Here is a 22,617-nt window from a genome sequence, read left to right as displayed (position 1 = left end):
TCGTCCGGTCGGCGGCGAGGGCGGCCGCCGGAGCCGGATCAATCGTGTGACGACCCATCAACGAGCGAGGGCATCATGGCAAGACAGACGATGGCGGAATACCTGGCGAAGACGCTGGCTGCGGCGGGCGTCGAGCGCATCTGGGGCGTGACGGGCGACAGCCTGAACGGCCTGTCGTTCAGCCTGGGCCAGATCGGCTCGATCCGGTGGATGCATACGCGCCACGAGGAAAGCGCGGCGTTCGCGGCCGGCGCGGATGCGGCGTCGACCGGGCGGCTCGCGGTGTGCGCGGGCAGTTGCGGCCCCGGCAACCTGCACCTGATCAACGGGCTGTACGACTGTCACCGCAATCACCAGCCGGTGCTTGCGATCGCCGCGCACATCCCGTCGACCGAGATCGGCCTCGGCTACTTCCAGGAAACCCACCCGCAGGAACTGTTCCGCGAGTGCAGCCACTTCGCGGAGCTGGTGACGAACGCGTCGCAGTTCCCGCGCGTGCTCGCGCGCGCGATGCGCACGGCGATCGACGAGCGCGGCGTCGCGGTGATCGTGCTGCCGGGCGACATCGCGCTCGGCGACGGCCCGGAAGAAGCGCCGGCGTGGAGCGAATCGTCCCCGCCGTCGATCCTGCCGGCCGATGCCGACCTCGACCGGCTCGCGGCGCTGCTCAACGGGTCCGACGCGGTCACGCTGCTGTGCGGCAGCGGCACGCAGGGCGCGCACGACGAAGTGGTCGCGCTGGCCGATACGCTCGGCGCGCCGGTCGTGCATGCGCTGCGCGGCAAGCAGTTCGTCGAATGGGACAACCCGTTCGACGTCGGGATGACGGGGCTGATCGGCTTCAGCTCGGGCTATCACGCGATGGAATCGTGCGACACGCTGCTGATGCTCGGCACGGATTTTCCGTACCGGCCGTTCTATCCGTCGAACGCGAAGGTCGCGCAAATCGACTGGAAGGGCTCGCAGCTCGGGCATCGCGCGCCGCTCGCGCTGGGCCTCGTCGGCACCGTGAAGGAAACGATCGCGGCGCTGCTGCCGCGCCTCACGCGCAAGACCCAGCGGCGCTTTCTGGAGAATGCGCTGAAGCACTACGCGGCCGCGCGCAAGGGGCTCGACGATCTCGCGGTGGCCGAGCCGCCGGGCCGTGCCATCCATCCGCAATACCTGACGAAGATCGTCGACGAAGTCGCGGCCGACGATGCGATTTTCACGGCCGACGTCGGCACGCCGACGCTGTGGGCTGCGCGCTACCTGACGATGAACGGCAAGCGGCAACTGCACGGCTCGTTCAACCACGGCTCGATGGCGAACGCGATGCCGCAGGCGCTCGGCGCGCAGGGCGCGCATGCGGGGCGGCAGGTGGTGTCGCTGTCCGGCGACGGCGGGCTGTCGATGCTGCTCGGCGATCTGCTGAGCGCGCGCCAGCTCAACCTGCCGATCAAGATCGTCGTGTACAACAACAGCCTGCTCGGCTTCGTGTCGATGGAGCTGAAGGCGGCCGGCTATCTCGACACGAACGTCGACCTGAGCCCGACCGACTTCGCGGCGATCGCGAAGGGCGCGGGCATCTTCAGCGTGCGCGTCGAACATTCGGAGAACGTCGAGCACGCGTTGAGCATGGCGTTCGAGCATGACGGGCCGGCCGTCGTCGACGTCGTCACGTCGAAATACGAGCTCGCGATGCCGCCGAAGATCGAGATCGCGCATGCGAAGGGCTTCAGCCTGTTCATGCTGCGCGCGATCCTCAGCGGGCGCGGCGACGAGATTGTCGAGCTCGCGAGAACCAACCTGAGGTGAGGCGGCGCCGGGCGCGCTGCATCGTGCGGCGCGCGCGGTTCACGATTCGTTGTCGACCGGCCGGGGCTGCGTCGCCCACTCGCGCACGGCCTCGACGAACAGCCGCAGCGCGGCCGGCGGATGACGGTTCGCCGGGTAGTACAGGCACAGGCTGTCGAAATTCTGCTCCCACCCGGGCAGCACGCGCACCAGCCGCCCGGAAGCCAGATGGTCGGTGACGCGCGATTCCGTTACCCATGCGATCCCGATGCCGGCCAGCGCCGCTTCGACCATCAGGTTCGGGTTGCCGAGCGTCATCGGTCCGTCGACGTCCACGCTGACGTTCTTGCCGTTGCGCATCAGATCCCAGCGAAAGATCGCGCCGCTTTCGAACCGGAACCGGATGCACCGGTGACGCGTAAGGTCCTGCGGGCTCTCCGGCGGCGCGTGACACGACAAGTACGCGGGCGATGCAACCGTGATGAAGCGGACCGCGTCGCCGAACTTCACGGCGATCATGTCGCGCGGCACGTCCTCGTGTACGCGGATGCCGGCGTCGAAGCCTTGGTCGACGATATCGATCAGCCGCGAATCCACGACGAATTCGACGTGAATATCCGGATACCGTGCGACGAAACCGGGCAACACGTGCCGGATGAGCGGGCGCGAAGCGGATTCCGATGCGCTGATCCGGATCTGGCCGGACGGGCGATTGCGGGCGGTCGCGGCGTCGTTCAGCGCGTCTTCGAGGTCGGTGACGGCGGGCCGTACGCGCAGCAGCAGCTGTTCGCCGGCCTCCGTCAGCGCGACGGAGCGGGTCGTGCGGTTGAACAGCCGCACGCCGAGCCGTGCTTCGAGGTGGCGGATCGCATGGCTCAGCGCTGACGGCGACACGCCCAGGATGCGGGCCGCGCCGCTGAAGCTGCGCTGCTCCGCGATCGTGATGAAGGTCGTCAGTTCGCCGAGGCCGGTGCGGAGCATTGATGAAATTTCCTCAATAACGCATGAAAGAGTACGCCGATTGTTGAGCGGTATCTATCAACCTAGACTGGCTCCTTCGGCATCCCGTCGATCGTCATCACTTTCAGCAGGAGAAATTCAATGCAAACGCGCGTGCTAGGAAAGAGCGGCCTCGAAGTCTCGGCAATCGGGCTCGGCTGCATGGGATTGAGTTACGGCTATGGCCCGGCCGTCGACAAGGCGACCGGCATCGCGCTGATACGCGCCGCGTTCGAGCGCGGCGTGACGTTCTTCGACACGGCGGAAGCCTACGGCCCGTTCGTCAACGAGGAACTGGTCGGCGAGGCGGTTGCGCCGTTTCGCGATCAGGTCGTGATTGCCACCAAGTTCGGTTTCGAGAACGGCGAGCCGATGAAGGGCGTCGACAGCCGGCCGGCGCGGATCCGGGAAGTGGCCGATGCGGCGCTGAAGCGGCTGAAGGTCGACCGCATCGACCTGTTCTACCAGCATCGCGTCGATCCGGACGTGCCGATCGAGGACGTGGCCGGTACGGTCAAGGATCTGATCCGCGAGGGCAAGGTTGCGCACTTCGGGCTGTCGGAAGCCGGTGAGCAGACGATTCGCCGCGCGCACGCGGTGCAACCGGTGGCCGCGCTGCAAAGCGAGTATTCGCTGTGGTGGCGCGAGCCGGAGGTGCGGATCCTGCCGACGCTCGAGGAACTCGGCATCGGCTTCGTGCCGTTCAGCCCGCTCGGGAAAGGTTTCCTGACCGGCGCGATCGATGCGAGCACGACGTTCGACAAGACGGACTTCCGTAATGTCGTACCGCGCTTCTCGGAGGAAAACCGCAAGGCCAATGCGGGCCTGGTCGATCTGCTCGGCCGGATCGCGGCCGACAAAGGCGCGACGCGCGCGCAGATCGCGCTTGCATGGCTGCTGGCCCGCCAGCCGTGGATCGTGCCGATTCCGGGCACGACGAAGCTGCATCGGCTCGACGAGAACGTGGGCGCGGCCGCCGTCGTGCTGACGGCCGACGATCTCGCCGCGATCGAGACGGCGCTGGAGCAGGTCAGGATCGTTGGCGAGCGTTATCCCGCGCACTTCCAGCAGCGCATCGATCGTTGATCCGGCATCCGGCGCCGGCACCGGCACCGGCACCGGCTCGCGCGTGCAGCACTGCGACGTATTAGGGACAATCTTCACGTCGCCTTAATATTGCGTTTCCTAGAATCGATTTGATCGTCGCTCTTCCTGCGACGGACCGATTCGTCCAGGAGGATGCGCATGAACAAGCCCTGTGTCGCCGTAGCCCTGTCCCACGAAGTCGCCGGCATGTCGAAGCCGACGGCGCAACCGGTCAAGGTCGGCCAATGATCAGGCCGAACATGTGGCGTGTCTCGGCACTGTTCGTGCGCGAGTGGGTCGGCCGTCCGGCCGCGGTGGGCGCGTTGTGCCCCAGTTCGCGGCATCTGGCGCGCGAGATGGCCGACGCGGTGCCGGACGGCGACGGGCTGGTCGTCGAACTCGGCGGCGGCACCGGCGCGATCACCGCGGCGTTGCTCGAACGCGGCGTCGCGCCACGGCGCCTCGTGGTGGTCGAGCGTTCGCCGGCGTTCGTGCGGCACCTGCGCATACGCTTTCCGGGCATCTCGATCGTGTCGGGCGACGCGCGGCAGCTCGAGCGGCTGCTGCCGCCCGACGCGCGGGTCGATGCGATCGTGTCGTGCCTGCCGCTGCGCACGCTGCCGCGCCAGGACGTGACGGCCATCATCGATCAATGTCATCGCGTGCTGTCGGCAGACGGCGTGATGATTCAATTTACATACGACTTGCGTTCGCCCCGCCGTCATCCGCTGGGCGATTCGGCATTTGTTGCCTGCGGCAGTCGTATCGTCTGGGCAAATATTCCGCCTGCGCGAATCGTGACCGTGCGCAGCGCCACCGTCGAACACGTCGATTGACGCAGCCGCGCCGCATCCTTTCAGAAGTCGTACAGTTCCTTCCGGTTTTCGAAAGCATCGACGCCGGGGGGAACCGGCCCGTCTTGCGGTACGGCAGGGGCTCGGCCAATTTTTCCCTTGGCCCGCTGCCACCCGGCAGGGATTGCCGATCGCGCGCTAGAAGCGCGCGCCGTCCGGCACGCGCGCCGCAGGCCGCGACGCAACCCGCTTGATGGCGCGGTCGAGCGGTGTCGCATAGCCGCGCGCGATGATCGCGCTCAAGCCGGCCGACAGCATCAGATACGCGACGAGCAATGCCAGCTTGCCGTCACCATGCGTGGCAGACGGTGGCCAGAACGTGCGCAGCGCGCCGAGCACGATCAGGTGGAACAGATACAGCTCGTAGCTGAGCCGGCCGCTCCAGCGCAGCGGCGCGAGCATGCGGCCGTGCGCGCGTTCGCGTTCGGCATGTGCGCCGATCAGCAGCACGGCCGTGCCGAGCGCCATCGCGGATACGCCGATGACATGGCTCTCGGCGATCGGCCACGCGAGGTAGAGCACCGTCATCGCCGCTGCTGCGAGCCATTGCACCGGCGCTGCCGCGAGCACCTGCCAGCGTGCGCGTTCGGCGAGCAACGCGGTGCAGCACCCGATCGCGATGCCGTCGAAGCACGCGAAGTACGCGTAGAGAAAACCGCCTTCGTCGCCCGGATGCGTGAAGCGGTACACGGGACCGATCGCGGCGACCAGCAGCCAGAACGCGAACAGCCGCGTGTCGCGGCGCAGGACGATGCACAGCAGCGGAAACGACAGGTAGAACACCTCTTCGACCGACAGCGACCACAGCACGCCGAGCGCGTAGTTGACCCATCCGGCTGCGCCGATCAGCACGTTCATCCAGAACGTGAGCGACGCGAGATTCACGCGCCAGAACGACACGGCGATGCCCTGCGGCGCATGGTTCGCGAAGATCGGCACGCCGGCCGCCGCGAGGCCGTTGACGAGCGCGAGCAGCAGGAGCAGGCACGGGACGATCCGCGCGACGCGCGACACATAGAACGCGCGCACGTCGAGCGCGCCGAGGCTGCCCCAGCGCCGGCGCGCATTCGACGTGATCAGGTAGCCCGAGATCGCGAAGAACATCGTCACGCCATAGTTGCCGTTGCGCACGATCGCATGGATCGTGTTCCAGCCGAGCACGCGCGCGAGCGCCGTGTCGCGCAGCGGATACGCGATGTTGAAGTGATGCAGCAGGACGAGCAGGATCGACACGCCGCGCAGCAGGTCGATCCGCGCATTGCGCGGCCCGGCGCTCATTGCGGCCGCGCCGGTTTCGCGAGCGCCGGCAGCGCGGCCAGGAACGTGTCGCGCGAGCGCAGGCCGGCGTCGGCGACGACGGTGCAGACGGGACGGGCATAAGAGGACGCGGCGGCCGGGAGGCCGGCGGCGAATGCGAACAGTGCGCGGCGCCAGTGCTTCAAGTGAAACTCCTTGGGGGACGTGCGGAACGCGCGGGGTGCGGGCGGAAAGCGGCAGGCCGTGCGCAATGAATGCACCGGCCGGCATCGCGGCTATCGCGGATGCCGGCCGGCGGGATCGCCCACAGTGTATCGGCGGATCGCCGGCGGTTGACCTGTCACGGTTGACGGGGCGATCGCGCGGTGTTTACCGAGTCCGGCCGGATCGGCCGGTCAGGCATTGCCGCGCCGATGAAAAAGCCCGCCGGCAGGCTGGCGCCTGAGGGCGGGCGAAGACACCTCGGGCCGACCGGCCCGGGTGTCGCGTGAAGAACGGAGAACCGGGACGCGTCAGAACTTGTGGCGCAGCGCGAGACGCACGGCCACCTGGTTCGACGTCGACGACGGCGCGTCGGTGCCGGGGATGAACGCGTTGTCGAGGATCGAGTTCGTCTTGTCGCCGGCGATATGCTGGTACGCGGCCTGCACGTACACGTCGGTGCGCTTCGACAGGTTGTAGTCGGCCATCAGCCCGGCCGAGTGGATCTTCGGCTTCGCGTTGCCGGTCGACGCGTCGTACTTCTCGAGCGACAGCACGTACTGCGCACCGACCATGAACGCCGGCGTGATCTGGTACGCGCCGTTCACCTCGAAGTTCTGGTACTTGATCGCGCTGACCGTCGCTCCCGGCGCGATGATCGCGCCCGGCGTGCCGAGGTAGCCGTTGCCGGTCGGGTTCTTGTAGTTCGAGTTCGTGTACGCGAAGCCGACCGTCGCGGGCCCGAACGTGTAGTTGATGCCCGCGCCGAACACGCGCATGCGCTCGGCGATGTAGCTCGCGTCGTTCGCGGTGATCGCGCCGGCCGAGCCGTCGCCCGGATGGTTCGCCTGCAGGTACGCGGCGCCGATCAGCAGCCCGTTGTTCTGGTATTGCGCGCCGAAGCTGTACGCGCGGTTATCCGAGAAGCTCGTGCTGTTGCTGAAGCTGTATGCGCCGCCGAACTGGAAGCCGCCGAAGTTCGGGCTCGCGTACTTCACGGTGTTGTCGAGGCGGAACGAGTTGTCGGTGTTGTCGTTGTCGAACGGGTGCGCGAGCAGGTAGCCGCCCCAGTTGCCGTTGGCCGTGGTCGGCGCGAGATAGTCGACGACCGAGTCGTACTGGCGGCCGAACGTCAGCGTGCCGTACTGCGCCTGGCTCAGGCCGACGTACGCCTGGCGGCCGAACATGCGGCCGCCCTGGTTGAGCCGGCCGCTGTTCACGTCGAAGCCGTTTTCGAGCTGGAAGATCGCCTTCATGCCGCCGCCGAGATCCTCGCTGCCTTTCAGGCCCCAGCGGCTGCCCTGCGCGTAGCCGCTCGCCATCTCGTAGACGTGGCCGGTGCCGACGTTGTTCGTGTAGTTCAGGCCTTCGTCGATCACGCCGTACAGCGTGACGCTGCTTTGCGCGAACACGGGGGATGCAAAGGTTGCCGTTACGGCAAGCGCCGTCAGGGTCTTTTTCATTGAGATCTCCGGGGTATCCAGCTTGTATCGGTTGTCGTGAACGCGTCCGGCGAGGCGCGTCCCGTCATCCGGGGCGATCCGGCGCAGCGCGTGCGGCGCCGGGGCGCGCGATGCGCGGCGGCGCGGCGACCGGCAGCGTCGGGTCGTGTCTCCTCCGATGACACCGCGCATTCTTCCCAAGCCGAAACGGAATCGAAAGCGAGTAATTTCGATGGATGGGATCGGGTTCGCCGATGGGGGCACGGCGGGCGGTTTCGACAGTCGAAACGGTGCGCGCGGCGCAGCGATTCAAGGCCGGCCGGGCAACTGCCGAACGGTGTCGCAACGCAGCCCGCGCCGGGCCGTGCATGGCCTCCGGAAATCGGCCGCGAGGCCCGCCCGGCGGGCTTGGCGGGGTGCCCGGAGATCGATTGGCGCTACCGATTGCAGTGATCGGAATTACTCGTTTCCCTAAACAAATTGGCGGTCCAAACATGCAGGCTGACCGGACGTGAACGCATTCGCCGGCCGACGCGCATGCCGCGCCGCACAAACAACAGATTCGATTTGGAGACGACCCACCATGCAGATTCGACGACTGAAAACGGTCCTTCTCGCCGCCGCAGCGATCCTGTCCGCGCCCGCGGCCCACGCGGCCGGCGGCGCGTGCGCCGACGGCAAGACGGTCCATTTCGCGGGCATCACGTGGGAGAGCGGGTCGTTCGCGACCGAGGTGCTGCGGCAGATCATGGAGAAGGGCTACGGCTGCAAGACGGACGTCGTGCCGGGCAGCACGGCCGCGACGGAAACGGCGCTCGCGCGCAACGACCTGCAGATCTGGGCCGAGCAGTGGACGGGCCGCAGCGAGATCACCGCGAAGGCTGTCTCGTCGGGCGCCGTGAAGCTGATCGGCGACACGCTGCCGGGCGGCACGACGGAAGGCTGGTTCGTGCCCGAATACGTGGTGAAAGGCGATCCGGCGCGCCACATCAAGCCGGTCGCGCCGGGGCTCGTGTCGGTCGACGATCTGCCGAAATACAAGCAGGTGTTCGCCGACGAGGAGGAACCGGACAAGGGCCGCTTCCTGAACTGCCCGACGGGCTGGGACTGCGAGCGCGTGAACTCGCGCCTGTTGCGCGTGCTGAAGCTCGACCAGACGTATACGAACTTCCATCCGGGCACGGGTGCGGCGCTCGACGCGGCGATCGCGTCCGCATACCAGCGCGGCGCGCCGATCGTGTTCTATTACTGGGGCCCGGCCGCGCTGATGGCGAAATACAAGTTCGCCGCGCTGAAGATGCCGGCCTATAACGAAGCATGCTGGAAGACGCTGCGCGACGAGAGCAGCACGCACCAGTGTGCGTCGTCGTACATGGTGTCGCGGCTGACGGTCGGCGTGTCGAAGCCGTTCGCCGACGCGAACCCCGATCTCGTCGGCGTATTCGGGAAGGTGCGCTTTCCGATGGACTTCCTGAACCAGACGATCCTCGAGATGACGACGAAGAAGATCGACGGCGCGGCGATGGCCACGCAGTTCCTGAAGACCCGCCCGGACATGTGGAAGCAGTGGGTGCCGGCCGATGTCGCGCAGAAGATCGCCGGCAGCCTGAAGGGCGCGTAACCTGCGCGCGGCGTCGGGCCCGCGTCCGCCGCCGCCGTCACGCGCCTTCGCGGCGCGACGGAGAACCATGATGAACGGCTTCTTTCTGCACCTGTCGATCGCCGACTGGGTCAACAGCGCGCTCGAGACGTTCGTCGCGCAGTACGGCGACAACTTCCATCATTTCAGCACGCTGCTGCTGCGCTACCTGCTCGTGCCGCTCGAAGGCGCGCTGCGCGTGGCGCCGCCGTGGCTCGTGCTGCTGGTCGTCGGCGCGATCGCGTGGAATGCGACGCGCCGCATCGGCCTCGGCGTGCTCTTCATGCTGCTGCTCTACGCGATCGGCTGCTTCGGCCTGTGGGACAAGCTGATGCAGACGCTCGCGCTGATGCTCGTCGCGACGGTGCTGTCGGTCGCGATCGGCGTGCCGGTCGGCATCCTCGCGTCGCGCAGCGCGTGGCTGCGCCGGATGCTGCTGCCCGTGCTCGACGTGATGCAGACGCTGCCGAGCTTCGTGTACCTGATTCCGGTGCTGATGCTGTTCGGCCTCGGCAAGGTGCCCGCGATCCTCGCGACGATCATCTACGCACTGCCGCCGCTGATCCGCCTGACCGATCTCGGCATCCGCCAGGTCGATCCGGACGTGACGGAAGCCGCGCGCGCGTTCGGCACGACGCGCTGGCAGTTGCTCGTCAACGTGCAGTTGCCGCTCGCGCGGCCGAGCATCATGGCCGGCATCAACCAGACGACGATGATGGCGCTGTCGATGGTCGTGATCGCGTCGATGATCGGCTCGCGCGGGCTCGGCGAGGACGTGCTCGCGGGCATCCAGACGCTCGACGTCGGCAAGGGCACGCAGGCCGGCCTCGCGATCGTGATCCTGGCGATCGTGATCGACCGGATCAGCCAGGGCTTCGGCCAGGAGCGGCGTGCACGGCGGCGGCTCGCGCAGCAGCGCCGGCAGAAGGGCGCATCGCGCGTGCCGTACCGGTTGCCGCGCAAGGCGTCGTCGCCGGGCGTCGATTCGAATCAGGCGACGCAATCGTCGCGCGCATAGGAACGGAGGCAGACATGGCGACCATCGACGTCAAACACGTGTACAAGCTGTTCGGGCCGCAGGCCGCGCATGCGCGCGTGCTCGACCTGCTGAGGGCCGGCAAGCGCAAGGCCGAGGTGCTGGCCGAAACGGGCTGCAACGTCGGGCTCAACGATGTGAGCCTCGGCATCGAGTCGGGCGAGATCTTCGTAATCATGGGACTGTCGGGCTCCGGGAAGTCGACGCTCGTGCGGCACTTCAACCGGCTGATCGAGCCGACGGCCGGCGAGATCGTGATCGACGGCAGCGACGTGATCAAGCTCGATGCGCACGGGCTGCGCGAGCTGCGCCGCTTCAAGGTCAGCATGGTGTTCCAGAACTTCGGGCTGCTGCCGCACCAGACCGTGCTCGACAACGCCGCGTATGCGCTGCGCACGCGCGGCGAGAAGCGGCACGACGCGGCCGACGCGGCGCGCAACTGGCTGACGAAGGTCGGGCTCGACGGCTATGCCGATCACTATCCGGACGAGTTGTCGGGCGGGATGCGGCAGCGCGTCGGCCTCGCGCGCGCGCTGGCCGCCGATACCGACGTGCTGCTGATGGACGAGGCGTTCTCCGCGCTCGACCCACTGATCCGCACCGAGATGCAGGATCAGTTGCTCGAACTGCAGGCGACGCTTTCCAAGACGATCGTGTTCATCACGCACGATCTCGACGAGGCATTACGGATCGGCGACCGGATCGCGATCCTGCGCGACGGCGCGCTCGTGCAGGTCGGGACGCCGGACGATATCCTGTCGCGGCCGGCGGATGATTACGTGAGAAGGTTCGTGGAGAAGCGGTCGAGCGTGAACTGATACGCGTCACCCCGCTCAGGCCGCGCGGTGCGCGGCCGTCGTCAGCACGATCTTGCCGATGTGGACGCCCGAATCGATCAGCACGTGTGCGTCGCGCGTGTCCTCGAGCGGGAAGGTTCGAAACACCTGCGGCCTGACCGTGCCGGCCTCGACGTGCGGCCACAGGTGCCGTTCGAGTTCGGCGATGATCGCGCCCTTCTCCTCGGGCGAGCGCGAGCGCAGCGTCGAACCGATGTGCGTGAGGCGCTTGGTCATCATCGGCCACACGTCGAGCTCCTTCGCCGGCCCGTTGAGCGCGCTGACCTGCAGGATCCGTCCGTTCATTGCCGCGGCCCGGTAATTGCGCGCCACGTAGTCGCCCGCAATGATGTCGAGGATCACGTCCACGCCCTTGCCCGCGGTGATGGCGTCGACTTCGGCGACGAAATCCTGCTCGCGGTAATGGACCGCGTGATCCGCGCCGAGCCGCAGGCTCGCGGCGCGATGCGCTTCCGAGCCGACCGTCGTGATGACGGTCGACGCGCCCATTGCCTTCGCGATCATCGTCGCGGCGGTGCCGATGCCCGACGCGCCGCCGTGGATCAGCACCGATTCGCCCGCCTGCAGCCGCCCGCGCTGAATCAGGTTCAGCCAGACCGTCATGAACGTTTCCGGCATCGCCGCGGCTTCGATCATGTCGAGGCCGGGCGGCAGCTTCATCGTCGCGAGATGATGGGCGACCGCGTATTCCGCATAACCGCCGCCCGTCACCAGCGCGCTTACCCGGTCGCCCGGGACGAAACCGCGCACGGCCTCGCCGATCGCGACGACTTCGCCCGCGATCTCGAGGCCCGGAATGTCGGACGCGCCGGGCGGCGGGCTGTAGAACCCCTTGCGTTGCAGCACGTCCGGGCCGTTCACGCCGGCGGCGTGGATCCGGATCAGCACTTCGTCGGCGTTCGGCCGCGGCACGGGGCGCCGTGTCGTCGCCAGGACTTCGGGGCCGCCGGGGCGGGTGATTTCGACTGCCGCCATGTCGGCGGGAAGGGGGGAGCGTGTATCGGACATGTTTGCCTCGCAACAGACAGGTGAGTGGTCGGTGAAAAAAGTATAGGCTTGCGGGGTGATGAATTCGCGCAGCGATTTTCAAGACCACAGATGCAGATTTGCATCACATAGGGAGAACGCCCTTGAACTGGGATGACACCCGGATTTTTCTTGCCATCTACCGGGAACGCAGCCTGCGCGGCGCTGCGCGGGTCGTGGGGCTCGACCAGGCGACGGTCGGCAGGCGGCTCGCGGCGCTCGAGCGCGCGCTTGGCGCAACGCTGTTTCTGCGCACGTCCGTCGGGTACGTGCCGACTGCGGTGGGCGAGGTGGCGCTGCGGAACGCGGAGAAGATGGAGCAATCGGCGATCGATCTCGTGCGGCAGACCCAGGGCGTCGACCGGCGCCTCGCGGGCGACGTGCGCGTGACGACGACCGATACGATCGGGCTCGAGTTCGTGATGGGGGCGATCCGCAACCTGCACGACGAGCATCCGGATGTGCGCGTGCTGCTCAACACGTCGACGCAGGTAGAGAACCTCGCGAAGCGCGAGGCCGACATCGCGATCCGGACGATCAAGCCCGACAATCCCGATCTGCTCACGCGCCGGCTCGCCGCCTGGCCGACGGGGCTATACGCATCGGCGGACTATCTGGAACGGTACGGCGAGCCGGTGCCCGGCACCGGCTTCGATGGTCACGACGTCGTGTGCTTCCTGCCGCACCTGCAGATGCACGGACTGCTCACGATGGTTGGCGAGCCGGTCCGCGCGGGACGGATCGTGTCGGGGCTGAATTCGAACCTGATGCTGCGCGCCGCGGTGCGCGCCGGGCTCGGGCTCGGCGAGCTCCCGGTGCCGATCGCGGAGCGCGACGGGCTGGTGCGCGTGTGGCCGGCCTGTACCGGTGCGCGTCCTTACGAAGTCTGGATGGTGACGCACAAGGACTTGCGGCATACCGCACGCATGAGCGCGATGATCGATCACATCGTGCAGGTGTTCGGCGACGCGCCGGCGCAGCGCCGAACGAAAGACGGCGCACCGCGATGAGCGGTGCGCCGTCTTTCGTCGTTGCCCCTGTTTCGCTTGCAGCTGTCGCGTCAGTGCGCGATAGCTTCCCGTTGGCCGGACTGCACGTCGGTCGCGTCGCCGCGCAACGCATCCGCCAGAATCAGATCCGCGCCTTTCTCCGCGACCATCATCGTCGGCGCGTTGATGTTGCCCGACGTGATGTTCGGAAACACCGACGCATCGACGATCCGCAGCGCCTGCAACCCGTGCACGCGCAGCGACGCATCGACGACCGACGTCGCCGCATCGGGCCCCATCGCGCACGATCCGCACAGGTGGTAGATCGAACCCGACTGCTCGCGGAAGTACTGCAGCATCGCTTCGTCGGAGTCGACCTGCGGGCCCGGCGAGATTTCCCCGACGGTCATCGACTTCAGCGCCGGCGCGCGCATCAGCGAACGGATCATCTTGCTGCCTTGCACGGCCTCGTCGAGATCCTTTTGCGTGGTCAGCGCGTTGATGCGGATCTTCGCCGCCTCTTCCGCGCGGTTCGACGCGATCTCGATCGTGCCGCGGCTTGTCGGCCGGCACGGGTTGAACGCGATCAGGAAGCCCGAATACGGCTCGGGCTTGATGCTCGCGCGGTCGCTCTTCGGAATCCGGTACGACAGCGGGTTGAAGTAGAGCTGCAGGTTCGGCTCCGGTACGTCGCCCGAGCCGCGGAAAAAGCCGCCGGCCTGGTTCACGCTCATCGCGAGCGGGCCGCGCTTCGTCAGCAGGTAGCGCAATCCGATCTTCAGCTTGCCGAGCAGCGTGCCCATCTCGTCGTTCAGCGTCGGCCGGTTCGCCTTGAAGTAGAAGCTCACGCACAGGTGGTCCTGCAGGTTGCGGCCGACCGCCGGCAGCGCCTGCACGAGCGGCACGCGATGGCGCGCGAGCAGCGCCGGATCGCCGACGCCCGACAGTTGCAGCAGCTTCGGCGTATCGACCGCGCCGGCCGCGAGAATCACTTCGCACGCGGCGACGAGCGATTCATCGCCATGCTCGCCCGCCACGACCACGCCGGTCGCGCGCGTGCCGTCGAACGTCACGCGCCGCACGAGCACGCCCGAGCGCAGCGTGAGGTTCGCGCGGCCCAGTGCGGGCCGCAGGTACGCGAAGCTGCTCGAACAGCGCTCGCCGTGCTTCGTGTTCAGGTCGTAGATGCCTGCACCTTCGAACTGCGCGCCGTTGAAGTCGTCGGTGCGCGGCAGGTTCAGCTGCCCGCAGCCCTTCAGGAACTCGTGGACGATCGGATGCACGTCGGCCTTCATCGACGTGATGTGGATCGGCCCCGTCGCGCCGTGATGCTGCGGATCGGTTGCGCCGGCCGCGTGGGTTTCGAGCTTGCGGAAGTACGACAGCACGTCGTCGTATGCCCAGCCCGGATTGCCGGCGTTCGCCCAGTCGTCGTAGTCGCTGCGCTGGCCGCGCACGTAGACCATCGCATTGATCGAGCCCGACCCGCCGACCACCTTGCCGCGCGGGCAGTACAGTTTGCGCCCGGCGAGCTGCGCTTCGGGCTCGCTGTAGTACATCCAGTTGTAGCGGCGGTTGTAGTAGGTCTTCGTGAAGCCGACCGGCACCTTGAACCAGAACGACGCGTCGCGCTCGCCCGCTTCGAGCAGCAGCACCGAGTGCCGGCCCGATTCGCTCAGGCGGTTCGCGAGGATGCAGCCGGCCGAGCCCGCGCCGACGATGATGTAGTCGTAGGTCATGTCGCTTCCTTTGCGCTCAGCCCTTCGCGGGAGCGAGATTCTTCACGTCGACGGGCGTCTCGCCCATCTGCAGGTGCAGCCGTTCGCCCGTGTAGGGCGTGTGACGGCGCACGACGTCCATGTCGAGCTCGATCCCGAGGCCCGGCTCGTTCGACGGGATGATGTAGCCGTCTTCCCAGCGGATCGGCGTCTTCACGACGTCCGAATGAAAGCCGCCCCACGTCATGATGCTTTCCTGGATCAGGAAGTTCGGCGTGCAGGTCGCGAGCTGGATGCTCGCGGCCGCGCCGACCGGCCCGTTGTACAGGTGCGGCGCGATCTGCGCGTAGTGCACTTCGGCGAGCGTCGCGATCTTCTTCGCTTCGAGCAGGCCGCCCACGCGTGCGACGTTCAGTTGCAGGATCGACGCGCCGCCCGCCTGCAGCAGCTTGTGGAATTCGTACTTGGTCGTCAGGCGCTCGCCGGTCGCGATCGGAATCGACGTGTGCTTCGCGACTTCGGCGATCGCTTCTTCCTGCCCGGGCGGCACGGGTTCCTCGAACCACAGCGGGTCGTATTTCTCGAGCCGCTTCGCAAGCCTGATCGCCGACGAGGGCACCATCTGCCCGTGCGTGCCGAACAGCAGGTCGGCCTTGCTGCCGACGGCCTCGCGCACCTTGCGGCAGAACAGCTCGCAGCGGTCGAGCACTTCGAGCGACAACTGGTGGCCGGAGTAAGCGGTGTACGGGCCGGCGGGGTCGAACTTGACGGCCGTGAAGCCGAGCTTCACGTTCTCGGCCGCGCATTCGGCGGCGAGATCGGGGTCGTCGTAGTCGTACTCGCCCTTCGCGTTCTTCGGGTACAGGTACGTGTACGAGCGCAGCCGCTCGTGGATTTTCCCGCCGAGCAGTTCGTACACGGGCTTGCCCGCGGCCTTGCCGATGATGTCCCAGCATGCCATCTCGAGGCCGCTGACGACGCCCATCATCGTCAGGTCTGGCCGCTGCGTGAAGCCGCTCGAATAGGTCTGGCGGAACAGCCGCTCGACGTGGTGCGGGTCGTGGTTCAGCAGGTAGCGGTCGAACACGTCGTCGATGATCGGGCCCATCGCCTTCGGGTGGAAGGTCGCGGAATAGATCTCGCCGACGCCTTCGATCCCGTCGTCGGTCTTCAGCTTCACGAAGATCCAGTACATCCCGCCGATATGCGGCGGCGGCACGGCGACGATATGGGTTTCGAGCGAAACGATCTTCATGCGGACTCCTTGATTCGGTTGAGGCGGACTTTGAGGAACGCGGCGGCGCCCGCGCCGCAGAGCGCGACGGCCGCGATGTAGCCGAAATAGAGCTGGTAGCCGTGCGCGCCGGGGTAGGTTTGCGTCACGTAGCCGTTGATCAGCGGCACGAACACGTCGGGCGAATAACCGAGCACCGAGATCAGGCCGATCGCGAGGCCGGCGCAATGCGTCGGCACCTTGCAGTCGTCGAGCAGCGACCAGTACAGGCCGCGAACCGCGTAGGTGAGGATGCCGATGAACAGCACGAGCACGACGAGCATCGCCTGCGGGCTGTGCGGCGGTGCGGCGATCAGCCCGACGAGCGACAGCGCCGCGAGCACGAGCGCCCAGAACAGCACGGAGACCTTCGAGATGCGGTCGCCGAGGAAACCGCCGCCGATGCCGCCGACGGGGCGCATCCACAGCTTGAGCGTCGTGATGAAGCCGGCCGCCGTCGCGCTGAGCCCGAAATTGCCTTCGTGCAGGTACGCCGAGAAGCTGTAGGTTGCCCAGAACACCTGGTAGCCGCAGAACACGATCGCCGCGACGAGCCACAGCTCGGGGATTGCCGCGAGCGTCTTCAGGTCGGCCAGCGCATTGCCGGCGCGGCGCTTCGTGGCCGCTGCACGGTCGCCCGCGCGCGCCGGGTCTTTCACCAGCGCAAGCAGCACGCCGAGCGCGATGCAGAAGAACGCGTACAGGTGCACGACGAGCCTGAAGCCGGCCGCGTCGGTGCCGCCGTGCGCTTGCGTCACGTATGCGAACAGCGTGATCGCGATCGTCGCGAGCAGCGCCTCGACGAGCCCGCGGCCGCCGTCGAGCAGGCCGAAGAAGCGGCCCTGTTCGTCGGAGCCCGCGATCATGTTCACGCGCTTGATCACGGCTGCCCAGAACGTGAGGCCGGTGGTCAGCCCCCAGCCGCCGAAGATCAGCACCAGCATGTCGAACGATGGCCCGGTCGCATAGACGAGCCCGAGCACGCCCGTCGCGAGCAGCGAGAAGCAGATCAGCCAGCGCGGCGACAGCCGATCGGCGAGCCAGCCGCTCGGCAGGTAGCTGACGAGGAAGATCGTGCCGAGCGACGAGTACAGGTAGCCGAGCTGCACGTCGTCGATACGGAAGAACTGCAGCATGGTCGGCTGGTACACCTGCCGCAGGTACAGCATCGGGTAGATTGCGCCCGCGGCGATCACGAGCAGCAGCAGTTGCAGGTAGCGCTGCGCGCGCGAGTCGTGCGACGCGTGTGCGTCGTGCGCTTTGTCTTGCAACGCGAGTGACGCGGCGGGCGTCGACGGTTGGGTCGGCATGATGTCTTCCTCCATCAGACTTCCTTCAAGCGGAGGTCTGCAGATTTTTTATGTGTGTGATCGGATCAGGGGCGGCGCGCGCGGCGTGGTGTCGGGATGCGCGCGCCGGAAACGGCGCGTCGGCCTTGCTGCGTCAGTACTTCATGACGACGAGGCGCGTCTGCGTGAATTCGAGCATCCCGTGCTTGCCGTCGTCGCCGCCGAGGCCCGAGCGTTTCCAGCCGGCGTGGAAACCCTGGTACGGATCGGCCGGCGTGCGGTTCACGTACAGCTCGCCCGCCTCGATCGCGTTCGCGACGGTCATCGCGGTGCGGTAGTGCTCGGTGTAGAGCACCGACGACAGCCCGAACTGGTGGTCGTTCGCGAGCGCGATCGCTTCGTCGATCGTCGTGTAGCGCAGCACGGGCATGATCGGGCCGAAGGTTTCCTCCTGCACGATCTCCATGTCCTGCCGGCAGCCGGTCAGCAGCGTGGCCGGATAAAAGAAGCCGGGGCCGTCGGGGATCGCGCCGCCGGTTTCGAGCGTCGCGCCGGCCGCGATCGCGCGTTCGACCATCCCGTGGATGTGCGCGCGTGCCGACGCGCTGACGAGCGGGCCCATGTTCGACGGATCGGCCGCGCGGTCGCCGCTGCGCACGGCGGTCATCTTTTCCTTCAGCAGTGCGACGAAACGATCGTGCACGCTGTCGTGCACGTACACGCGCTCGATGGCCGTGCAGAGCTGGCCGCAGTGCGTGGTTTTCGACGCGACGAGCGCGGCGGCCGCGCGTTCGAGGTCGGCGTCGGGCTCGATGATCGCGGGCGTCTTGCCGCCGAGTTCGAGCGACGGCTTCGCGATGTTCGCCTTGCAGTAGTCGAGCACCTTGCGGCCCGCGTTCACGCTGCCGGTCAGCGTGATCATCCCGACCGCCGGATGCGTGCACAGCGCCTCGGCCGTCGCGTGGTCCATCGTCAGGATGTTGACGACACCCGGCGGGAAGCCGGCTTCGTCGACAGCCTTCGCAATCTCGAACGCGGATACCGGCGTGTGGTTGCTCGGCCGCACGACCACGGTGTTGCCGGCGATCAGCGCGGGCGCGACCTTGCGCAGCAGCGTGTAGACGGGGAAATTGAACGGGATCAGGCACGCGACGACGCCGATCGGCTCGCGCTGCAGGAACAGGTTCTCGTCGGGCGTGTCGCTCGGGATGATCTCGCCCTCGATCCGGCGCGCCCATTCCGCGTGGTAGCGCGTGATCTGGCCCGCGTAGACGGCTTCGTTCGACGCGTCCTCGACACTCTTGCCGGACTCCTGCGCGAGCGCCGCGCCGATCTGCGGCGCGCGCGCGGTCAGCGCGTCGGCGAGCTTGTGCAGGAAGGTTGCGCGCTCGGCGCTCGGCAGCTTGCGCCACGCCTTTTGCGCGGCGGCCGCGGCGTCGACGGCGGCGAGTGCCGCGGCCGGCGTCGCGGCCGGCACGCGCGCAAACGGCGCTTCGGTGGCGGGATTGTGGACGACGATGAACGCGTCGCTTTCCGGGGCGACAAAACGGCCATTCACGTAGTTGCGTTCGGTGCGCATCAAGAGGCTCCTCCGATGGATGCGGGCGGATCGCTTCGGGTGGCGAAACGCGCGTAACGGGACAGAGGCCATTCTGTTCATGCGTTTAGTGCACGACAAACGACTTATTTTCGCGTCGGGTATGAGAAAAACGCACGTTACTCGGCGAATCGGCCGGAATCGCCCGTCCGGCAAGGCCGGTGCGGCGGTGGCGGGACGGGGAGCGGGCGGCGGCGGGCCCGCATTTTCCGACTGGTCCGAATGCGGACGGGCGCGGGAGCCGGTAAGGTGTCGCCCGCAGGCGCCGATCGGCGCGGAGGCGCGTTACGGCAGCGGCACCTGCGGCAGCGGCGACGACGGTTCGAGGTGGCGTTTCGCGAGCCACACTTCCTGCTGCAGCCAGTCGCGGAACTGCACGATGTGCGGCAGGTTCGTCTGCTCGGGGCGCGTGACGAACCAGTACGACTGGTGGCCGTCGACATGCACGTTGAGCACCTGCATCAGCTGCCCGGTCGCGAGTTCGCGCGCGACCATGTGGCGGTCGGCGATCGTGATCCCGAGGCCGTCGATCGCCGCGCGGATCGCATGGTCGAGCAGGTCGAATTCGTAGCCGCCGCGCGTGTCGACGTCGGCGATGCCGGCCGCCTTCAGCCAGTGTTGCCAGGTCTGGTAGCGCTGGTCGTCGGTCGCGAGCACGTGCAGCAGCGTGAAACGGTTCAGGTCGATCGGCGCGCCGTCCTGTCGCAACCGCGCATACAGCGCGGGCGCGCAGACGGCGATATGCTGCTCCTGCATCAGCAGCGCGTTGTCGAAGCCGTCCCATTCGCCGTCGCCGAACCGGATCGCGCAGTCGAGCACGCGCGATTCGCCGAGGCTGTCGTGAATGCGCGTCGTGAGGCTGAGTTCGAATTCGGGATGCGCGTCGCGTAGCCGGCTGAGGCGCGGCATCAGCCAGCGCGCGGCAAAGGTGGGCGGCACGTTCGCGCGCAGGCGGTTCAGGTGGGTTTTTTCCTGCAGGCTGTGCACGGTCAGCTCGATCTTGTCGAACGACTGCTGCAGCGCGCGCAGCAGCACGCGGCCGGCCGCCGTCAGTTCGAGCTGGTGATGGCGGCGCTCGAGCAGGGTTTCGCCGATCTGGCCTTCGAGCTGGCGGACCTGGCGGCTCACCGCGCTCTGCGTCACGTTGAGCAGTTCGGCCGCGCGCGTGAAGCTGCCGGTGCGGCCGGCCATCTCGAAGGCTTTCAGCGCATTGAGCGCCGGCATCTTGCGTCTCACGGGGCAGGGTCGTTGTTGGTGCGGGATGCTTATTGTAGGCGGGAGGCCGGCGAGGCGGGGACGATGGATGCCACGGCGGATGGCCGGGCCCGTGCGCCGGACCTCGGGGTTTTCACGGTCTGACGGTCGACGCGCTTTTCTGCGATAAAGCTGCCCGCGGGCTGGCCGGCGGGGCTGGCCGGCAGCAACACGAAAGAGAGGAACACACATCATGCGACGCCTGCCATCGTTGATCGCGCTGCGATTTTTCGAGGAGACCGCGCGTCACCTGAGCTTCAACCGCGCGGCGGTCTCGCTGTGCGTGACGCAAGGGGCGGTCAGCCGGCAGATCCGGCTGCTCGAGGAAGCGCTCGGCGCGCGCCTGTTCGAGCGCGACCACAAGGGCGTGCGCCTGACCGATGCCGGCCAGCGCCTGCTGCCGTTCATCGGGCAGGCGTTCGACACGATCGAGCGCGGCGTCGGCGAAGTCGCTGCTGCGCGGCCGGGCGCGAAGCGGCGCCTCACGGTGTCGCTGCCGCCGACGTTCGCGACGCAGTGGTTTTCGCCGCGGCTCGGCACGCTCGCGGAGGCGCTGCCGGACGTCGAGCTGTCGATCCGCACCGAGCCGGCCGACGATTGCCATTGCCACATCCGTTTCGGGCGTGCGGCGCGGGCGGGGATGCAATCGGAGCTGCTGATGATGGAGCGGCATGCGCTGGTCGGCGCGCCGCGTTATCGCGGCGACGCGCTCGACGTGCTGCTCGGCCGGCTGCCGTCGCTGCATGTGCTGCACGAGGGCAAGCGCCTGACGCTGTGGGCCGACTGGTGCGAGCAGGCGGGCGTGCCGGTAGCGCGGATCGGCGACGGCATCGAGTTCTCGACGCTCGAACAGGCGATCCGCGCGGCGCGCAAGGGCGCGGGGCTGGCGGTCGTCGATCTGAACATGATCGAGGAGGAGATCGGCGAGGGCAGCCTGGTGCGGCTGTCGCCGGTGCAGCCGATCGGGCCGTTCGGGTACTGGCTCGACATCGAGCCGGAGAGCGTCGCGGTCGAGCCGGTGCGCGCATTCGCCGCGTGGTTGCGGGAGCAGGCGGCGAGGAAGGGGTAGGGGCATGGACGTGGAGCTTCGGATCGCAATGCGGTGTCGATCACGACGACGAGGTTCGTTGGTCGTTCACACGGCGATCCTCCAATCTGTCAGAGAGTGTCACTCATTTCGGAGTACAGATCCGGGTCGAGGCCGAAATGAATGAACGTTTCCCGGCCTCCGACGGCTCTGGCTTCGGCTTCCGAAATGATGGGCAACTTGCACTTCGACGGATCGATGCGTCCCACGTTGAAGACTGTTCTCGGCAGCGGGGGTGCCGGCTCATCGATTGGCCGTGCCGCTGGCCCGACGGCGAGCGTACGCGCGAGACTGCGACGGAGTTCGCTCGCGAGGAGTTCTTCAAGAAGTCGCCTCGCTTCCGGGCGCCAGACAAGACGATTCCCGCGAATCAGGCGACTGCGCGCCGCCGATCGTGCGATCCGGAATCCGGTGATCGGGCTGTGCTTTTCCGTCATCTGTAAATCCTCTTCTCGATCAGGTAATCCCGCAGTGTCAACACGGATGCGCCATTCGGCGCAACGTCGAATGTCATCCATCGATGTGAGCCGGCGACTCGCCAGAAGTCTCGCCCGAACCGGGTTGCATAGAGCGTCCGCAGGGATCGAAGCGATCCATCGGCCAACCCGACCGGATATCCCTGGAAATACTGGAACAGGGCAGCTTCGTCTGCATGCACGCCGGAAATGGGCGCATCGAAGCCGAATCTCGGCCATGCGTAGTATCCGTGGAGCCGTGGGCCGCCGGGTTGTGGCGGTGATTTGCGGCCGCCCATCGCCAAAGCGCCGATCCGGACAATGCCCAACGTATCACACGCCCGAACGATTCTCCAGAGCATTGCCGCGCCGAGTCCGGCGACCGCACCGTCGGCCAGATCGATTGCACGGAGTTCGAGCACGCGCATATCGGCGGTTCGGAATACTGATATCCGGTTTTCCGATCGGATCAACGTCGGGTGGGTGACGGCGAATGTCAATTTACCGGCGCTGTCGAGGTAGGCCTGGACATCCGACCCGGCCGGCGCTCCGCATAACGAGACGAGCAACGCATCGGAAACGTCGTGGTCAATGCCAAGCAATGCGGGGATGTCCAGATCGTTTCGTTCGATCGTCAGCCGATCGTCGAAGAACGTTGCCTCGTAAGGTAGCGTATGACTGAGATCGACAGGGTGGGCGGGCATGGTGGCTGACGAGAAGCGGAAAGCCCCAGCTTATCGCCGCGAATCCGGTGTGCCGAGTCCGCCGAATGGCCAGTTCGA

At 67.2% G+C, this 22,617-nt stretch carries 20 protein-coding genes; 8 read left to right on the top strand and 12 right to left on the bottom strand.

Going from position 1 to position 22,617, the window contains the following annotated elements:
• Positions 1-75: 75 nt before the first annotated feature.
• On the top strand, positions 76-1,797 hold the full coding sequence (gene poxB, locus CUJ89_RS30735; protein WP_114181014.1) for a ubiquinone-dependent pyruvate dehydrogenase: 1,722 nt from the start codon (positions 76-78) through the stop codon (positions 1,795-1,797).
• 39 nt (positions 1,798-1,836) lie between these two features.
• Here the strand turns inward: poxB and CUJ89_RS30730 are convergent, their stop codons facing one another.
• The gene (locus CUJ89_RS30730; RefSeq protein WP_114181013.1) at positions 1,837-2,757 is read right to left on the bottom strand and encodes a LysR family transcriptional regulator; all 921 of its coding nucleotides are present in this window, start codon (positions 2,755-2,757) and stop codon (positions 1,837-1,839) included.
• Between the two features lie 120 nt (positions 2,758-2,877).
• Between CUJ89_RS30730 and CUJ89_RS30725 the strand changes: the two genes are divergently transcribed.
• Both CUJ89_RS30725 and CUJ89_RS30720 read left to right on the top strand, forming a co-directional pair.
• Positions 2,878-3,861, top strand: coding sequence for an aldo/keto reductase (locus tag CUJ89_RS30725; RefSeq protein WP_114181012.1), 984 nt, complete (start codon positions 2,878-2,880; stop codon positions 3,859-3,861).
• A 245-nt stretch (positions 3,862-4,106) separates the two neighbouring features.
• Positions 4,107-4,697 (top strand): class I SAM-dependent methyltransferase, encoded by a 591-nt coding sequence (locus CUJ89_RS30720; RefSeq protein ID WP_114181011.1) that lies wholly within the window; start codon positions 4,107-4,109, stop codon positions 4,695-4,697.
• 156 nt (positions 4,698-4,853) lie between these two features.
• Here CUJ89_RS30720 and CUJ89_RS30715 read toward each other — a convergent pair whose 3' ends face one another.
• From CUJ89_RS30715 to CUJ89_RS30705, 3 genes are all read right to left on the bottom strand, one after another.
• The gene (locus CUJ89_RS30715) at positions 4,854-5,993 is read right to left on the bottom strand and encodes an acyltransferase family protein (RefSeq protein WP_114181010.1); all 1,140 of its coding nucleotides are present in this window, start codon (positions 5,991-5,993) and stop codon (positions 4,854-4,856) included.
• Positions 5,990-6,157, bottom strand: coding sequence for a hypothetical protein (locus tag CUJ89_RS38705; protein WP_236655002.1), 168 nt, complete (start codon positions 6,155-6,157; stop codon positions 5,990-5,992). Before CUJ89_RS38705 ends, CUJ89_RS30715 begins: the two co-directional genes overlap by 4 nt.
• Before the next feature lie 327 nt (positions 6,158-6,484).
• A complete protein-coding gene (locus tag CUJ89_RS30705) occupies positions 6,485-7,636 on the bottom strand; it encodes a porin (RefSeq protein ID WP_114181009.1) in 1,152 nt (383 codons plus the stop codon).
• A 562-nt stretch (positions 7,637-8,198) separates the two neighbouring features.
• Between CUJ89_RS30705 and CUJ89_RS30700 the strand changes: the two genes are divergently transcribed.
• The 3 genes from CUJ89_RS30700 (at position 8,199) to CUJ89_RS30690 (ending at position 11,108) form a co-directional block, all read left to right on the top strand.
• The gene (locus tag CUJ89_RS30700; RefSeq protein WP_114181008.1) at positions 8,199-9,236 is read left to right on the top strand and encodes an ABC transporter substrate-binding protein; all 1,038 of its coding nucleotides are present in this window, start codon (positions 8,199-8,201) and stop codon (positions 9,234-9,236) included.
• A 70-nt stretch (positions 9,237-9,306) separates the two neighbouring features.
• Positions 9,307-10,272 (top strand): ABC transporter permease, encoded by a 966-nt coding sequence (locus CUJ89_RS30695; RefSeq protein WP_114181654.1) that lies wholly within the window; start codon positions 9,307-9,309, stop codon positions 10,270-10,272.
• 14 nt (positions 10,273-10,286) lie between these two features.
• The gene (locus CUJ89_RS30690) at positions 10,287-11,108 is read left to right on the top strand and encodes a quaternary amine ABC transporter ATP-binding protein (protein ID WP_114181007.1); all 822 of its coding nucleotides are present in this window, start codon (positions 10,287-10,289) and stop codon (positions 11,106-11,108) included.
• A 15-nt stretch (positions 11,109-11,123) separates the two neighbouring features.
• Here CUJ89_RS30690 and CUJ89_RS30685 read toward each other — a convergent pair whose 3' ends face one another.
• On the bottom strand, positions 11,124-12,155 hold the full coding sequence (locus CUJ89_RS30685; RefSeq protein ID WP_201752347.1) for an NAD(P)H-quinone oxidoreductase: 1,032 nt from the start codon (positions 12,153-12,155) through the stop codon (positions 11,124-11,126).
• 122 nt (positions 12,156-12,277) lie between these two features.
• On the opposite strand from CUJ89_RS30685, the gene CUJ89_RS30680 reads away from it, so the two are divergent.
• Positions 12,278-13,183, top strand: coding sequence for a LysR family transcriptional regulator (locus tag CUJ89_RS30680; RefSeq protein WP_114181005.1), 906 nt, complete (start codon positions 12,278-12,280; stop codon positions 13,181-13,183).
• Positions 13,184-13,233: 50 nt separating this feature from the next.
• Here the strand turns inward: CUJ89_RS30680 and CUJ89_RS30675 are convergent, their stop codons facing one another.
• From CUJ89_RS30675 to CUJ89_RS30655, 5 genes are all read right to left on the bottom strand, one after another.
• On the bottom strand, positions 13,234-14,901 hold the full coding sequence (locus tag CUJ89_RS30675; RefSeq protein ID WP_114181004.1) for a GMC family oxidoreductase: 1,668 nt from the start codon (positions 14,899-14,901) through the stop codon (positions 13,234-13,236).
• A 16-nt stretch (positions 14,902-14,917) separates the two neighbouring features.
• Positions 14,918-16,135 (bottom strand): mandelate racemase/muconate lactonizing enzyme family protein, encoded by a 1,218-nt coding sequence (locus CUJ89_RS30670; RefSeq protein ID WP_114181003.1) that lies wholly within the window; start codon positions 16,133-16,135, stop codon positions 14,918-14,920.
• Positions 16,132-17,463 carry an MFS transporter gene (locus CUJ89_RS30665; RefSeq protein ID WP_236655001.1) on the bottom strand — a complete coding sequence of 444 codons (1,332 nt, stop codon included), beginning with the start codon at positions 17,461-17,463 and terminating at the stop codon, positions 16,132-16,134. Before CUJ89_RS30665 ends, CUJ89_RS30670 begins: the two co-directional genes overlap by 4 nt.
• A gap of 133 nt (positions 17,464-17,596) precedes the next feature.
• Entirely contained in the window at positions 17,597-19,021 is a 1,425-nt protein-coding gene (aldA, locus tag CUJ89_RS30660; RefSeq protein WP_114181001.1) for an aldehyde dehydrogenase, read from the bottom strand.
• A gap of 303 nt (positions 19,022-19,324) precedes the next feature.
• Entirely contained in the window at positions 19,325-20,263 is a 939-nt protein-coding gene (locus CUJ89_RS30655; protein ID WP_114181652.1) for a LysR substrate-binding domain-containing protein, read from the bottom strand.
• Positions 20,264-20,486: 223 nt separating this feature from the next.
• Between CUJ89_RS30655 and CUJ89_RS30650 the strand changes: the two genes are divergently transcribed.
• Positions 20,487-21,362, top strand: coding sequence for a LysR substrate-binding domain-containing protein (locus CUJ89_RS30650; RefSeq protein WP_114181000.1), 876 nt, complete (start codon positions 20,487-20,489; stop codon positions 21,360-21,362).
• Between the two features lie 89 nt (positions 21,363-21,451).
• Here the strand turns inward: CUJ89_RS30650 and CUJ89_RS37885 are convergent, their stop codons facing one another.
• Together CUJ89_RS37885 and CUJ89_RS30645 are read right to left on the bottom strand one after the other, a co-directional pair.
• Positions 21,452-21,817, bottom strand: coding sequence for a hypothetical protein (locus CUJ89_RS37885; protein ID WP_152036679.1), 366 nt, complete (start codon positions 21,815-21,817; stop codon positions 21,452-21,454).
• The gene (locus CUJ89_RS30645; RefSeq protein WP_114180999.1) at positions 21,814-22,539 is read right to left on the bottom strand and encodes a hypothetical protein; all 726 of its coding nucleotides are present in this window, start codon (positions 22,537-22,539) and stop codon (positions 21,814-21,816) included. The genes CUJ89_RS37885 and CUJ89_RS30645 overlap by 4 nt, the downstream gene beginning before the upstream one ends.
• Positions 22,540-22,617: the final 78 nt, after the last annotated feature.

It is taken from the genome of Burkholderia pyrrocinia (genome assembly GCF_003330765.1).
Lineage (GTDB): Bacteria > Pseudomonadota > Gammaproteobacteria > Burkholderiales > Burkholderiaceae > Burkholderia > Burkholderia pyrrocinia_B.
The sequence above is the reverse complement of the archived record's forward strand: the minus strand, read 5'-3'. Positions and strand labels throughout refer to the sequence as shown.